Annotated in this window: 13 protein-coding genes; 11 read left to right on the top strand and 2 right to left on the bottom strand. The window is 41.8% G+C overall.

What is annotated here, in order from left to right:
* The first annotated feature begins 86 nt into the window (after positions 1-86).
* The 7 genes from rpsF to radA all read left to right on the top strand — a co-directional run bounded on the left by rpsF (position 87) and on the right by radA (position 6,227).
* Entirely contained in the window at positions 87-515 is a 429-nt protein-coding gene (gene rpsF, locus CPC19_RS09175) for a 30S ribosomal protein S6 (RefSeq protein ID WP_016389668.1), read from the top strand.
* Between the two features lie 32 nt (positions 516-547).
* Positions 548-784, top strand: coding sequence for a 30S ribosomal protein S18 (gene rpsR, locus CPC19_RS09170; RefSeq protein WP_015005515.1), 237 nt, complete (start codon positions 548-550; stop codon positions 782-784).
* A 35-nt stretch (positions 785-819) separates the two neighbouring features.
* Positions 820-1,722, top strand: coding sequence for a DUF2232 domain-containing protein (locus CPC19_RS09165; protein ID WP_020932830.1), 903 nt, complete (start codon positions 820-822; stop codon positions 1,720-1,722).
* Between the two features lie 45 nt (positions 1,723-1,767).
* Positions 1,768-2,217 carry a 50S ribosomal protein L9 gene (rplI, locus tag CPC19_RS09160; protein WP_015005517.1) on the top strand — a complete coding sequence of 150 codons (450 nt, stop codon included), beginning with the start codon at positions 1,768-1,770 and terminating at the stop codon, positions 2,215-2,217.
* Between the two features lie 113 nt (positions 2,218-2,330).
* On the top strand, positions 2,331-3,728 hold the full coding sequence (dnaB, locus tag CPC19_RS09155) for a replicative DNA helicase (protein WP_015005518.1): 1,398 nt from the start codon (positions 2,331-2,333) through the stop codon (positions 3,726-3,728).
* 50 nt (positions 3,729-3,778) lie between these two features.
* On the top strand, positions 3,779-4,873 hold the full coding sequence (gene alr / locus CPC19_RS09150; RefSeq protein ID WP_015005519.1) for an alanine racemase: 1,095 nt from the start codon (positions 3,779-3,781) through the stop codon (positions 4,871-4,873).
* Positions 4,863-6,227 (top strand): DNA repair protein RadA, encoded by a 1,365-nt coding sequence (gene radA / locus CPC19_RS09145; RefSeq protein ID WP_015005520.1) that lies wholly within the window; start codon positions 4,863-4,865, stop codon positions 6,225-6,227. The genes alr and radA overlap by 11 nt, the downstream gene beginning before the upstream one ends.
* Positions 6,228-6,295: 68 nt before the next feature.
* On the opposite strand, the gene CPC19_RS09140 is transcribed toward radA, so the two are convergent.
* Both CPC19_RS09140 and CPC19_RS09135 read right to left on the bottom strand, forming a co-directional pair.
* Entirely contained in the window at positions 6,296-6,898 is a 603-nt protein-coding gene (locus tag CPC19_RS09140; RefSeq protein WP_016389665.1) for an FHA domain-containing protein, read from the bottom strand.
* 66 nt (positions 6,899-6,964) lie between these two features.
* Positions 6,965-8,218, bottom strand: coding sequence for an HlyC/CorC family transporter (locus tag CPC19_RS09135; protein WP_083856985.1), 1,254 nt, complete (start codon positions 8,216-8,218; stop codon positions 6,965-6,967).
* Positions 8,219-8,392: 174 nt separating this feature from the next.
* Between CPC19_RS09135 and CPC19_RS09130 the strand changes: the two genes are divergently transcribed.
* The 4 genes from CPC19_RS09130 to fliE all read left to right on the top strand — a co-directional run bounded on the left by CPC19_RS09130 (position 8,393) and on the right by fliE (position 12,843).
* A complete protein-coding gene (locus CPC19_RS09130; RefSeq protein WP_016389664.1) occupies positions 8,393-9,835 on the top strand; it encodes a sigma-54-dependent Fis family transcriptional regulator in 1,443 nt (480 codons plus the stop codon).
* Between the two features lie 118 nt (positions 9,836-9,953).
* Complete coding sequence (locus CPC19_RS09125; protein ID WP_016389663.1) at positions 9,954-11,141, top strand: PAS domain-containing sensor histidine kinase; 1,188 nt, start codon at positions 9,954-9,956, stop codon at positions 11,139-11,141.
* Between the two features lies 1 nt (position 11,142).
* Complete coding sequence (locus tag CPC19_RS09120; RefSeq protein WP_016389662.1) at positions 11,143-12,486, top strand: sigma-54 dependent transcriptional regulator; 1,344 nt, start codon at positions 11,143-11,145, stop codon at positions 12,484-12,486.
* Positions 12,487-12,525: 39 nt separating this feature from the next.
* Positions 12,526-12,843, top strand: a complete 318-nt coding sequence (fliE, locus tag CPC19_RS09115; RefSeq protein ID WP_015005526.1) for a flagellar hook-basal body complex protein FliE — start codon at positions 12,526-12,528, stop codon at positions 12,841-12,843.
* Positions 12,844-12,853: the final 10 nt, after the last annotated feature.

Below are 12,853 nucleotides of genomic sequence, written 5' to 3'. Positions count from 1 at the left end.
TTCGAAATTGTAGCTTGTATGATCAGACTACAATCCTTGCCTTACCTGAGTGTGTCAGGAAGGCTGATAATCCTAAAGGAAATAAAATGAGACATTACGAAGTTGTATTTTTGGTTCACCCGGATCAAAGTGCGCAAGTTCCTGCAATGGTAGAGCGTTATAGCGCATCAATAACAGAGCGTGGCGGAAACATTCATCGAGTAGAAGATTGGGGCAGAAGACAGCTTGCATACCCCATTAACAAAATTCATAAAGCACATTACACATTGATGAACATCGAGTGTGATCAAGCGGCTCTAGAAGAATTAGAAAAAGCCTTCAAGTTTAATGATGCTGTGATTAGAAATATGATCATGCGTCGTGATGAAGCAACGACAGGTACTACACCACTTGCCAAGTCAAACGAAAAAGAAGCGGCTAAACCCTATGTAAAGCCAGTTGAAAAGAAAGCTGAATCATCAGCCGAAACAACAGAAACGTCTGAGCCTGCTGCTGAAAAAGCAACAGACGCATAGACACTGTACAACGTATAATTTAAGGAATAGACATGGCATTTGATAAAGGTTTTAGACGCCCACGTTACTGCAAATTCACTGCAGAAAATGTAAAAGAAATTGATTACAAAGATTTAGATACATTAAAAGAATATATGACCGAAACTGGGAAAATTATTCCTGCACGTGTGACGGGTGTTAAAGCAAAGTACCAACGTCAGTTAACGGCTGCAATTAAGCGAGCTCGTTTCTTATCGTTGATTCCATATTGCGACGCGCACGAACGGTAGATTTATGTCGCGAGTAATCGCGGGCTAAGCCTTGTATGATGAAAGCAGTAGCAACATTTATTATGCAAGGTGGTCGGCAGGCCACCATTGTTTCAGCAACGATGGCAATTTTGTCATTGCTAATGCCGCCATTATTAATCATCAGCGTTGCCTGTGTTTGCTTGGTAACATTAAGAAATGGCTCTGCTGATGGGCTTAGGGTTGTAATTGGCTCAACGGTCGCGACTGCGTTAATAGGCTATATAGTATTAGGAACATCGTTAGTTTCTTTTACATATTTGTTTATTATGTGGTTACCTGCTTTTTTGATATCGCTGGTATTACGAGAGACAGGGGAGCTAAACAAAGCACTTGAGTTTTTAGTCATACTTGGGATGTTAGCGGTAACGGGGCTTTATTTAACAATAGATAACCCTGCACAGCTATGGGCAACAGGCATTCAAGAGGTTGTTAAAGCCCTTGCAGAACAACAAGAGTTGCCGGTAACCGAGGCAGAACTTGAAGAAGGTTTGCTGTTCTGGTCTCAGTATATTACTGGTGTTGTAGTGGCCGGTACGCTTATTAGTTTACTGATGAGTTTGCTGTTAGGCAGATGGTGGCAAGGCTTGTTATTTAATGAAGGTGGTTTCGACAAAGAGTTTAGCCACCTTCGTTTATTACCACGTGATGGGTTAGTATTTGCAATACTGGTTGTGTTAGGCGTGTTATTAGACGGACAGTTTGCCGAATATATATTGAACTTGGATATACAAGTTCTTTTATTGTTTTTTATAGTTGGTGTGTCAGTGGTACATGTAGTAATCAAGGGTAGAGGTGGTAGCCGTTATTTGCTCTTTGTTTTTTACATGGCGATATTTTTTGTGCCACATTTGATCTTGCCTTTGGTGTTGATTGGCTTATCAGATGTTTGGATGGATTGGCGTCAGCGGTTTGTTTGAATCGCACGCTGAGTTAAATTTTAAAATAAATAGGATTTAGTAAAGATGAACATTATTCTTCTTGAAAAGGTAGCAAATTTAGGTAACTTGGGTGACAAAGTAACAGTAAGGCCCGGTTTTGGACGTAATTTTTTAATCCCCGGTGGTAAAGCAGTTCTTGCGACGCCAGCCAGAATTAAAGAATTTGAAGCACGTAGAGCAGACCTTGAAAAAGCAGAAGCTGAGCGTCTAACAAAAGCTCAAGCAAGAGCAGAAGCCATTGAAGTGTTAAACTTAACTATTACTCACCAGGCGGGTGAAGAAGGTAAGTTATTTGGATCGGTCGGCTTACCGGACATTATTAAAGCATGTGCGGATGCAGGTGTTGAAGTTGATAAGCAAGAAATTAAATTACCTGAAGGCTCAATTAGACAGACAGGTGAATTTGAAGTGGCTATCCACTTACATACTGATGTTGTTGCATCACTAAAATTGGCGGTTGTTGCTGAAGCTTAGGACACCACATTTAAAAAAAGCCGGTGTCATTTGACACCGGCTTTTTTTTGCAAAGAAGATTTCACCTTCCTGTACAATCGTAAAAACTTTCAATTTATCTTCAAAAACTGCTCATGTCTGAAGAACCATTATTTGACTATGAAATGCCCGATGAGACAGAGTTTCTTCGTGTTCCACCGCACTCATTACAAGCCGAACAATCAGTTTTAGGCGGTTTAATGTTAGATAATCAGTGCTGGGATACAGTGGCTGATAAGGTTTCACCAGAGGACTTTTACCGTAAAGAACACCGGCTAATTTTTGAATCGATTGCAGACTTAGCAAAAAAAGACGAGCCTTTCGATGTTGTTACTATTTCCGAAGTGCTCGGGCAAGCTGGGGAATTAGAAAGTGTCGGTGGTTTAGCGTATTTAGGGGCGCTCGCAAAAGATACGCCTAGTGCGGCAAACATTGTTAGCTATGCAGCTATTGTTCGGCAACGATCTGTTCGGCGTCAGCTTATTCATATTGGTAATGAAATATCAGATTCTGGGTTTGATACTGAAGGCCGAGATATAAATGAATTGTTGGACGAAGCTGAAAGTAAAGTTTTTAAAATTGCCGAACAGGGTGCAAAAGGGCAAAAGGGTTTTGAATCGATTAAAAACTTATTGGGCGTAGCCGTTGATAAGATTACCGAATTACATGAAAACCAAAATGCTATTACCGGTGCGAGTACCGGGTTTTCTGATTTAGATGAAATGACATCCGGTCTTCAACCGGCTGATTTAATTATTGTCGCTGGCCGACCTTCAATGGGCAAAACCAGTTTTGCAATGAACTTGGCAGAAAACATAGGCATTCAAAGTGGCTTGCCTATCGCCGTATTTAGTATGGAGATGCCGGGTGATTCATTAGCGATGAGAATGATGTCTTCTTTAGGCCGTATTGATCAGCATAAAGTTAGAACCGGACAGCTTGATGATGATGAGTGGCCACGAATGCAATCTTCAATTAATCTGTTGGCAGAAGCTAAAATATTCATTGATGACACAGGAGCACTGAGCCCAATTGAGGTTCGTGCCCGAGCAAGGCGACTGATGAAAGAACATGGTCAGCTAGGTTTGATTGTTCTCGATTACTTACAGTTGATGCAATCACCATCGAAAAGTGAAAGCCGTGTGGCAGAGATTTCAGATATTTCGCGTTCATTGAAAGCTTTAGCCAAAGAGTTAAATGTACCAGTTATTGCTTTATCTCAGTTGAATCGTAATTTGGAGCAACGGCCGAATAAACGACCAGTGATGTCTGACTTGAGGGAGTCGGGAAGTATTGAGCAGGATGCCGATGTTATTATTTTTATTTATAGGGATGAAGTGTATAACGAAGACTCTGACGCAAAAGGTGTGGCAGAAATTATTATTGGTAAACAGCGTAATGGGCCGATTGGCACCTGTCGGTTGACGTTTTTAGGGCAATATACGCGGTTTGAGAACTATGCCAATGACAGTTACATTGATGATGAATATTGATCTGATGGTTAATTAGTGGTCCATCAACGCATTATGACGTTAGAATAATTATGTCTTTTCACCCCGAAGCGGTTATTGATTTGTCGGCATTAACACATAATGCTGATGTTGCTCGTCGAGCAGCTCCTAACTCAAAACTTATGGCGGTAATAAAAGCAGATGCTTATGGGCATGGCATGTTAGCGGTTGCTCAGGCGTTGTCATCGGTTGATGGTTTTGCTGTAGCACGGCTAGAAGAAGCAATAAAACTTAGACAAGCAGGCATCGATAAAATAATTCTTGTGTTAACTGGGTTTTCTTCTCAAGCAGACCTTGAGCAGTTTTGTGCCTATGACCTAGATGCAGTTATTCATAGTGAGTACCAAGTAGAGCTACTCCATTCAGCTGATGTTTCAACACCGATATCTGCTTGGTTAAAAATAAATACGGGGATGAACCGTCTAGGAGTTGATGCGTCCGCAGTGCCGAGACTTTACGACGCTTTGCAACTATCTGGAAAGCTGCGTTTGCCGGTTAAGTTAATGACTCACTTGGCCTGTGCGGACGATATGAATTCATCGTCTACCACCTCTCAAATTAGTGTGTTTGATGAGGCTACGCTCGGTTTGAATGGTGAACAAAGTATTGCTAATTCAGCTGGGTTGTTAGGTTGGAAGCATGCACAAAGACACTGGGTGCGTCCTGGCATAATGTTATATGGTGCCAGCCCGTTTTGTGACTCAACAGCAAGTGATGATCATTTGCTTCCTGTGATGACACTAAAAAGCAGGGTTCTATCAATAAGAACGGTTAGAAAATCGGGCTGCGTCGGTTATGGTTCAACTTGGCAAGCTAATAGAACCAGCCTAATAGCAATTGTTGCGATTGGTTACGGCGATGGTTATCCGCGCCATGCTGTGACAGGAACACCCGTTTTGGTAGCGGGCCAAGTAGCCCCATTAGTAGGCTGTGTTTCAATGGACTCGATTACGGTGGATATCAGTCAATGCAATAATGTTCGCGTGGGTGATGAAGTTGTTTTATGGGGACGTGGTTTGCCCATTGAGGAAGTGGCTGAAAAAAGTGGTACGATTTCCTATGAGTTATTGTGTGGGATTACTCATCGTGTCAGTCGATCTATACGGGAAACATTAAATGTCGAGTAAACCTAAAACTGTTTATAGCTGTCAAGAATGTGGGGCGAGTGCAACTAAATGGGCTGGACAATGCCAAGACTGTGGTGGCTGGAATACTCTGCAAGAATCAACGCTGAGCGGTTCCTCTAAAGTAAACCGTTTTAGTGGTTATGCTGACCAAGCCAGCTCGGCGGAAGTGCAAATCTTATCTTCTGTAACAGCGCAGCGTTTAGAGCGTACTCAAAGTGGCATGGATGAGTTGGATCGAGTACTCGGTGGAGGTATTGTTCCCGGCTCAGCAATTCTTATTGGTGGTGATCCTGGGATTGGTAAATCAACCTTATTGCTGCAATCATTGGCGAGTATGAGTCAACGTACTAAAACGCTCTATGTAACGGGTGAAGAGTCTGCTCAACAAGTAAGTATGCGTGCGACGCGACTTCATTTATCAGTCGATAAAGTTAATATTTTATGTGAAATTGCACTCGAAACCATATTGGCGACAGCAGAAAAAATGTCAGCAGATGTTTTGGTTGTAGACTCTATCCAAACGGTTTTTAGTGATGAGTTACAGTCTGCGCCCGGCTCGGTTGGGCAGGTACGTGAATGTGCTGCACGGCTGGTACGATTTGCTAAACGCACAAATACCACCATATTTTTAGTGGGCCATGTCACCAAAGAAGGGGCGATTGCTGGTCCACGTGTTTTAGAACATATGGTGGATTCTGTTTTATATTTTGAGGGTGATTCGGGAAGCCGTTTCCGCGTGATAAGGGCGATTAAAAACCGCTTTGGTGCGGTTAATGAGTTGGGCGTTTTTGCGATGACAGAAAAAGGGCTTCGCGAAGTGACAAATCCCTCTGCTATTTTTCTTTCGCGTCACGAACAAGAGGTGCCTGGTAGTGTTGTAATGGTGACTCGCGAAGGGACTCGTCCACTTCTGGTTGAGGTGCAAGCATTGGTCGATGAAAGTAGGCAAGGAAACCCTAAACGGGTTACTGTCGGGATGGACCAAAACCGTTTAGCTATGCTGTTGGCTATTCTACATAGGCATGGGCAATGCTCATTACTTGACCAAGATGTATTTGTAAATATCGTTGGTGGCCTACGTGTTATGGAAACAGGTGGTGATTTGGCGGTCGTTGCAGCGTTATTATCTAGCTTTAAATCTAAAAATATCTCTAAAGACTGGGTGGTGTTTGGTGAGTTAGGCCTATCAGGGGAAGTTCGCCCTGTGCCTAATGGTGAGGAGCGTCTAAAGGAAGCCGCGAAACACGGTTTTAAGTTTGCACTGGCGCCTAAAGGAAATATTCCTAAGGAAGGTGTCGATGGTCTAAAAATACACCCGGTGAGCGTGTTAAGGGATGCATTGCAGTTTTTTTAGAAGCATTTTTTGAAGAGTAATGACTAAAGTAGAAGCTGCCCTTCCACTCTGTTGCTTATATTTAAGGGTTATTCAGTAAAAAAAAGATATTTATTGTCTGCAATGTTTAAGACATTGTTATTAGCCAATTTGGTCTCGCTGGATATCGTGTTGCCGTCGATGGAAATGCTAATATCGTCCATTAACCTTGAAATATAATACCCGTCGGCTCTCTTAGCAATCATTGCGGGTGTGGTGTTAGTAATATTGACTTCATTAACAGCCTTATTTAACGCGCTAACTAGGCCGATGTTGGCACCATTTAGAGCTTGAAGGTTTGCTTTGCCTACTGGGCGTAACGATGGTTGCGCAGTTGATGTGTCTGAGGTGTCGATATCATCGATGGTAGAAAAAGAATAAAGAAGACTGTGTTTTCCAATGTTTATTTTGTCGCCTTGCTTAATAGCCTCTTTTTGAATTGGCTGCCCATTAATAAAAGTGGGGAACTGTTCAGATACGCTTTCAATAAAGTATTCGTTAGCAACCCAAGTCACTTTTAAGTGTGTTGGTGCGATAGCAAGGCTGTCGATAATAAATGTATTGTCAGGGTCCCTGCCGATGGTTGAGGTGTTTTGTTCGAGTTGGAATACCTCAATGGGCTTGCTGTTAAAAAAAAGAGTCAGTTTAGCCATAAGTCATATTCCATTATTTTTTTTATATTAAATTAGAGGCACCATAATCGTTATTTTTCATAACGATTATGATGATTGAAATTTCGCCAGCTTTACAGCATTGTCTTCAGTTAATACGATTTCAACAGAGTGTTTATAGAGTTTTAAACTGGTTCCTTGTTCTGGAATAGATTCAAGGTATTCAATAATTAGCCCGTTTAATGTTTTAGGGCCGTTGGTTGGCAATTTCCAACCCATAGAACGATTAAGTTCTCTAATGGTAATGTTGCCGCTAACGAGTATGCTGCCATCTGCTTTTTTCTGAATGTCAGGAGAGCTATCTGAAAAGTCGGTGGTGAATTCACCGATCACTTCTTCTAACAGGTCTTGTAAAGTTATTAAGCCCAAAATGGAGCCATATTCATTTACAACAAAAGCAAAGCGCTGTTTGTTCTGTTGAAAGTTAATCAGTTGTTTATACAGGCTTGTGTTATTTGGAATAAAGTAAGGTGGTTGCTTAATGTCTAATAATTGTTGATGACTAAAGTCTCCACTGTTAGCTAACTGCAAGATATCTTTCGTTCTTAAAAAGCCTTGAATAGAATCCATATTAGTGGAAAAAACCGGCAAATTAGAATAGGACGCATTCAATAATTGTTTTTTTATATCATCGATGTCGTCATCAAGATCAATACCGTGAATATCGTTAATAGGGGTCATAATATCTTCAACGGTGGCCTGTTGAAGATCAAGAATACCCAGTAGCATGCCTTTATGCTCATCGGGAATTAGGTTTCCAGCCTCGGTCACAACAGTACGTAATTCATCATGGTGCAAATGTGTGTCTGTATCATGTTGAACATGGATGCCCACCATTCTTAGTAATAAGTTTGATAAGGTGTTGATGACCCAAACGAGTGGGTAAAGGAGCTTTAATAAAGGTGTGTATATAATGGATGCAAAAAAAGCTAAACGTTCAGGATGGCTAGCTGCCCAAGTTTTTGGTGCGACTTCAGAAAAAATTAAAATAATGAAAGTCAGTAACCCCGCGGCAATAGCGATACCTGATTCGCCATATAGGCGTAAGGCTAGGATGGTTGCAATCGATGAGGCGAAAATGTTAATAAAATTATTGCCTAATAAAATAAGGCCGATTAATCGGTCTGGCTTTTTTAACAGGGTATGGGCCATCTTGGCGCCTAAATGGCCGCTTTTGACAAGATGTATAAGCCGGTACTTATTCAAGCGCATCAAGGCAGTCTCAGAGCCGGAAAAAAAAGCGGATAATAAAATAAGGATGAATAACGTGGAAAAAAGAAATCCCAGTGAAAGGTCTGTCACGGCGTGTGGCTCAAATTAATATAATGTACTTTCTAAGACTTGTTTGTATAGCTGTCAAGTTAAAACACAGCGGAAGTCTAAAACAGCACGTTAACGCACAAAAAATTGCACGAGGTGTCGGTTTTTTGACATACTAATTGAAATTTATATTTCATGACATGGGTTTATTGCTTTATGGCATTACAAAAAGTTTTTTTGATAGGTGATGATAAAGATCGCTGCTCAGAAGTAATAACAGTATTAAATTTTTTAGACTATAAGGTTAAATTATTAACCTTGGATAAGTTACAAAGTGAAGTCAACGATGATGAGTCACCACTGGTTATTCTTTGTGATGATGTGAGCTTTAAGGACGATGAGATACATTCTTTTTATTCAGAGCCTAAGCACCAGCAACCATTTTTGTATTTACATAACAAAGGGCGTGCGCCTAAATTGTCTAAAACCATAGCGAGCTACCTCGTCCCCTTAGAGTGGCCAACGACCTATCAGCACTTTATTAACAGTATTCGTCAGTTACAGTCTGTAGGGCATTCACTGACACAAGAGACTTCAGAGCGAGCAACTCAACTATTTAGAAGTTTGGTAGGTAATAGTCAGGAGGTTAAACGTGTTAGGCAGCTAATTCAACAGGTATGCGTTTCGGATGCAACGGTGTTAATTCTTGGTGAGTCGGGAACAGGAAAAGAAGTTATTGCGAGAAATATTCATTACCATTCGACACGCCGTCAAAAGTCTTTTGTGCCTATCAACTGTGGAGCAATACCAGCAGAGCTGATTGAAAGTGAGTTGTTTGGTCATGAAAAGGGAGCCTTTACTGGTGCATTAACAGCAAGGCAGGGACGTTTTGAGTTGGCAGAAGGTGGGACTCTATTTCTTGATGAAATTGGTGATATGCCGATGCAAATGCAGGTAAAGTTACTACGAGTGTTACAGGAAAAAGTATTTGAGCGGGTGGGGGGTACTAAGTCTATTGAGTGTAATGTTAGGGTGCTAGCTGCGACACATCGAGATTTAAAGCAGGAGATTGAAAAGGGCAGCTTTAGGGAAGATTTATTTTATAGATTAGATGTATTTCCTATTAGTATTGCGCCATTAAGAAATCGCGCTGAAGATATTCCTATGCTGGTGAGTGAATTAGTGCAACGTATTGAAAATGATAATAAAGGCTCTGTGCGCTTTACCTCGGGTGCATTAATGGCGCTATGTCAGTACGACTGGCCTGGTAATGTTAGAGAGTTGGCAAATATGGTAGAGCGACTCGCCATTATTCATGCTTACGGGGTTGTAGATGTTAAGGACTTGCCTGATAAGTTTCAGCAGTACGATAGTGCACCGGTGGTTACACAAGAGGAGTTGCTGCTTGAGTCGCCAATATTCGACGAGACAAGTTTATTAAATCATCATTCGGTGACTAATGGCCATCATGCGGTAGGTATCTTGCCTGAGCAAGGGATGGATCTTAAAGAGCATTTGAATAACCTTGAGTATTCATTAATTCAACAGGCGTTAAATGATTCGGATGGTGTGGTGGCGCATGCCGCTAAGAAGTTAAGTATGCGTCGAACGACCCTTGTTGAGAAGATGCGGAAACATGAGATTAACCGCGCGGATTAAGTGACCAATATTTGACATTCGTTAAATCAATACTTAATAACGTATTGTTTATTAAGCATTAAATAATATGGCACGTTTTTGGCATTGTTTGTGAGTACCACAATTACAATGGCAGAAAATGAGTTTACTTGCTACATCAGATAAGGTTCATCAGAGCCAACCACTTGAAGATGCTTTTCATGCGTTTAATCAAGTGTCGCAACACCTAACGGAGTCATACCAGCAACTCGAACAACAGGTGGTTGTTTTAAGTGATGCGCTAGCTCAATCAAACTCAGAAAAAATACAGCACTTATCAGACAAAGAGGCCTTAGCGACTCAATTGGAAGGGTTGATTGAGGCTATTCCTGGTGCAGTTATTGTTCTTGATGTTCAGCAGAAAGTTGTCAAGCTAAATGCTTGCGCTAGATCCTGGGTGGATGGAGATGTACTAGGGTTACCGTGGGATAATGTACAGACAAATTATTTGATTCCCGATGAGCAGCTTGCAGATCAATTTAGTCTAAAGACGGGGCAAATAGTCGCCTTATCCACCACAAGCTTAGGTGGGCAATCTGGTAGTGTCGTTTTACTAACCGATATCACTCAGCAACGAGAGTTACATCAACAGCTTGAGCATAAAAAGAAACTGGCTGAAATGGGTGAGTTTTCCGCAGGCTTGGCCCATCAAATCAGAACGCCTTTAGCGTCTGCATTATTGTATGCCTCGCAACTGAATACAGGTGTATTAAGTCATGAGGCGCAGCAAATTTTTGCCGCAAAACTACTTGATAGATTAAGGCTATTGAACACGCAAGTAACAGATATGCTGAATTATTCGCATCATGGTGAGTTTGTGAAGCAGCCCGTTAAATTAACAACGTTTATTAAGGACTTAAGCGATTTGTATCAGGATAAACCAGTTGCTTTTGAGGGTCGTGATGCAGAAGAGTCTATACAGCTTTATATCAGTAAAAATGCTTTGCTCGGCGCGATTGGTAATTTGCTAGATAACGCCTTAGATGCGATTAAGTCGGGTGAATCTGTGACATGTTCAATAAGCTTGAACGGTGACGCTAACCTAAGAATCACCGTGGCAGACCAAGGGCATGGCTTGAGCAAAAAGCAGCAACAACGAATATTCGAGCCCTTCTATACCAATAAAGCCAATGGAACAGGGTTAGGTTTGGCTGTGGTCAGTAATGTGGTTAACGCCCACGCGGGTGACATTAAATGGGCCTCAAAGGTAGGGGTTGGGACCACGATGGACGTTCAATTACCGGTGGTAATGTCATCGTCCATGAAGCAACTACAAGGGAGTATGTAAGGTGATAAAACAAATAGATGTGTTAATTGTTGAAGATGATGAACCGTTGCAAGAAGCTATTCAAGATGCGTTAACGGCTTACGGTTATCAAACAAAGTGCGCTGCTAACGGCCTTGAAGCACTTAAAGTGCTGGAGAAGTATCAGGCTCGTTTAGTGATCAGTGATGTTCAAATGGACGGAATGGGTGGTCAAGAACTACTTGAAATGCTCAAAGTGCGGTTTCCAAACTTACCGGTTTTATTAATGACTGCGCATGCCACAGTGGAGCAGGCCGTCAAGGCGATACAAGCAGGTGCATCAGACTATTTAACAAAACCCTTTGAGGTGGACCAACTCATTGTTCATGTGGAGCAAACGATCTCGCCAAGAGAAACCGCGTTTGGTGAACTACCCAGTAATGACAGCTGTATGAAAGACATTGTGGCGTTAGCAGGGCGTGTCGCTAAAAGTGAAGCGACGGTATTGATACAGGGCGAAAGTGGCACGGGTAAAGAAGTGTTATCGCGATTTATTCACAAAAACTCGCCTAGAAGTAAAAAAGAATTTGTGGCGATAAATTGTGCGGCGATTCCTGAAAACATGCTTGAAGCGATGTTGTTTGGCTATGAAAAAGGGGCGTTTACAGGTGCATATCAGTCGTCAGCAGGAAAATTCGAGCAGGCGCAAGGCGGGACTATTTTGCTGGATGAAATCTCTGAAATGAATATTTTATTACAGGCTAAATTGTTGCGTGTTTTACAAGAAAAAGAAGTGGAGCGCTTGGGCGGCAAAAAAACCATAGCGCTTGACGTGCGTGTATTGGCGACCACCAATAAAGACCTAAGAACCCTGGTGAACGAGGGTAAGTTTAGAGAGGATCTGTTGTATAGGATCAATGTGTTCCCCATCAATATACCACCACTAAGAGAGCGAAAAGCAGATGTTCTGGCTTTGTCGAAAACGATGATTGCGCGACATTATAACGGCGACCAATCGCCACCAACACTATCAGCTAACGCCATTAAGCTGCTTGAAAAGCATGATTGGAAAGGGAATGTTCGTGAGTTAGAAAATGTCATTCAGCGGGCTTTAATTATGGCAAATGGCTCAATGATTACTGAGAACGATTTGATTTTTGAATCGACGCCATCAGCAATAAGCACAGAGCCGCTTGAGAGGTCTGAGACGGCAGAAAATGAGTTGAGTGCAGGTGTTAGAGCGGTCGAAGATAAGCTTATTCTCGATACGCTAGTTAGTGCTAATGGCAGTCGTAAAAATACTGCCGAACGGCTTGGTATCAGTGCAAGAACACTGCGCTACAAAATTGCACGGATGCGTGAGGCGGGCGTTGAAATCCCTGCATGATGGTATTAATTGTTCAGAAACACGGTAAGGAAAAAGACTATGAGTAACATGGAAATAAATAATGTATTGGCCCAAATGCGGGCAATGTCGGCGCAAGCTTCAAATACAGTTGCAGAAGCAAAACCAACAAATTCATCAGACTTCTCAACAATGCTGAGTCAGTCAATTGAAGCGGTGAATAAAACACAACAAGAAGCCAGTACGCTATCAGAAGCTTTTACGAAAGGTGAAACGGATGCCAGTTTGGCTGAAGTAATGGTGTCTTTGCAAAAAGCAAACTTATCATTTCAGACGGTTCTGCAAACTAGAAATAAGCTAGTAGATGCCTATAAAGATGTTATGCGGATGAGCATGTAAGCGTGTTTGC

Source organism: Cycloclasticus sp. PY97N, from assembly GCF_002443175.1.
In the GTDB taxonomy this organism is placed as follows: Bacteria; Pseudomonadota; Gammaproteobacteria; order Methylococcales; family Cycloclasticaceae; genus Cycloclasticus; species Cycloclasticus pugetii.
The sequence above is the reverse complement of the archived record's forward strand: the minus strand, read 5'-3'. Positions and strand labels throughout refer to the sequence as shown.

What these genes read in the sequence shown, in the direction of transcription:
- rplI (WP_015005517.1), top strand. Translation starts at nt 1,768, where the DNA reads ATGAACATTATTCTTCTTGAAAAGGTAGCAAATTTAGGTAACTTGGGT.
- rpsF (WP_016389668.1), top strand. Translation starts at nt 87, where the DNA reads ATGAGACATTACGAAGTTGTATTTTTGGTTCACCCGGATCAAAGTGCG.
- CPC19_RS09125 (WP_016389663.1), top strand. Translation starts at nt 9,954, where the DNA reads ATGAGTTTACTTGCTACATCAGATAAGGTTCATCAGAGCCAACCACTT.
- CPC19_RS09140 (WP_016389665.1), bottom strand. Translation starts at nt 6,898, where the DNA reads ATGGCTAAACTGACTCTTTTTTTTAACAGCAAGCCCATTGAGGTATTC.
- dnaB (WP_015005518.1), top strand. Translation starts at nt 2,331, where the DNA reads ATGTCTGAAGAACCATTATTTGACTATGAAATGCCCGATGAGACAGAG.
- alr (WP_015005519.1), top strand. Translation starts at nt 3,779, where the DNA reads ATGTCTTTTCACCCCGAAGCGGTTATTGATTTGTCGGCATTAACACAT.
- rpsR (WP_015005515.1), top strand. Translation starts at nt 548, where the DNA reads ATGGCATTTGATAAAGGTTTTAGACGCCCACGTTACTGCAAATTCACT.
- CPC19_RS09130 (WP_016389664.1), top strand. Translation starts at nt 8,393, where the DNA reads ATGGCATTACAAAAAGTTTTTTTGATAGGTGATGATAAAGATCGCTGC.
- CPC19_RS09165 (WP_020932830.1), top strand. Translation starts at nt 820, where the DNA reads ATGATGAAAGCAGTAGCAACATTTATTATGCAAGGTGGTCGGCAGGCC.
- fliE (WP_015005526.1), top strand. Translation starts at nt 12,526, where the DNA reads ATGAGTAACATGGAAATAAATAATGTATTGGCCCAAATGCGGGCAATG.
- radA (WP_015005520.1), top strand. Translation starts at nt 4,863, where the DNA reads ATGTCGAGTAAACCTAAAACTGTTTATAGCTGTCAAGAATGTGGGGCG.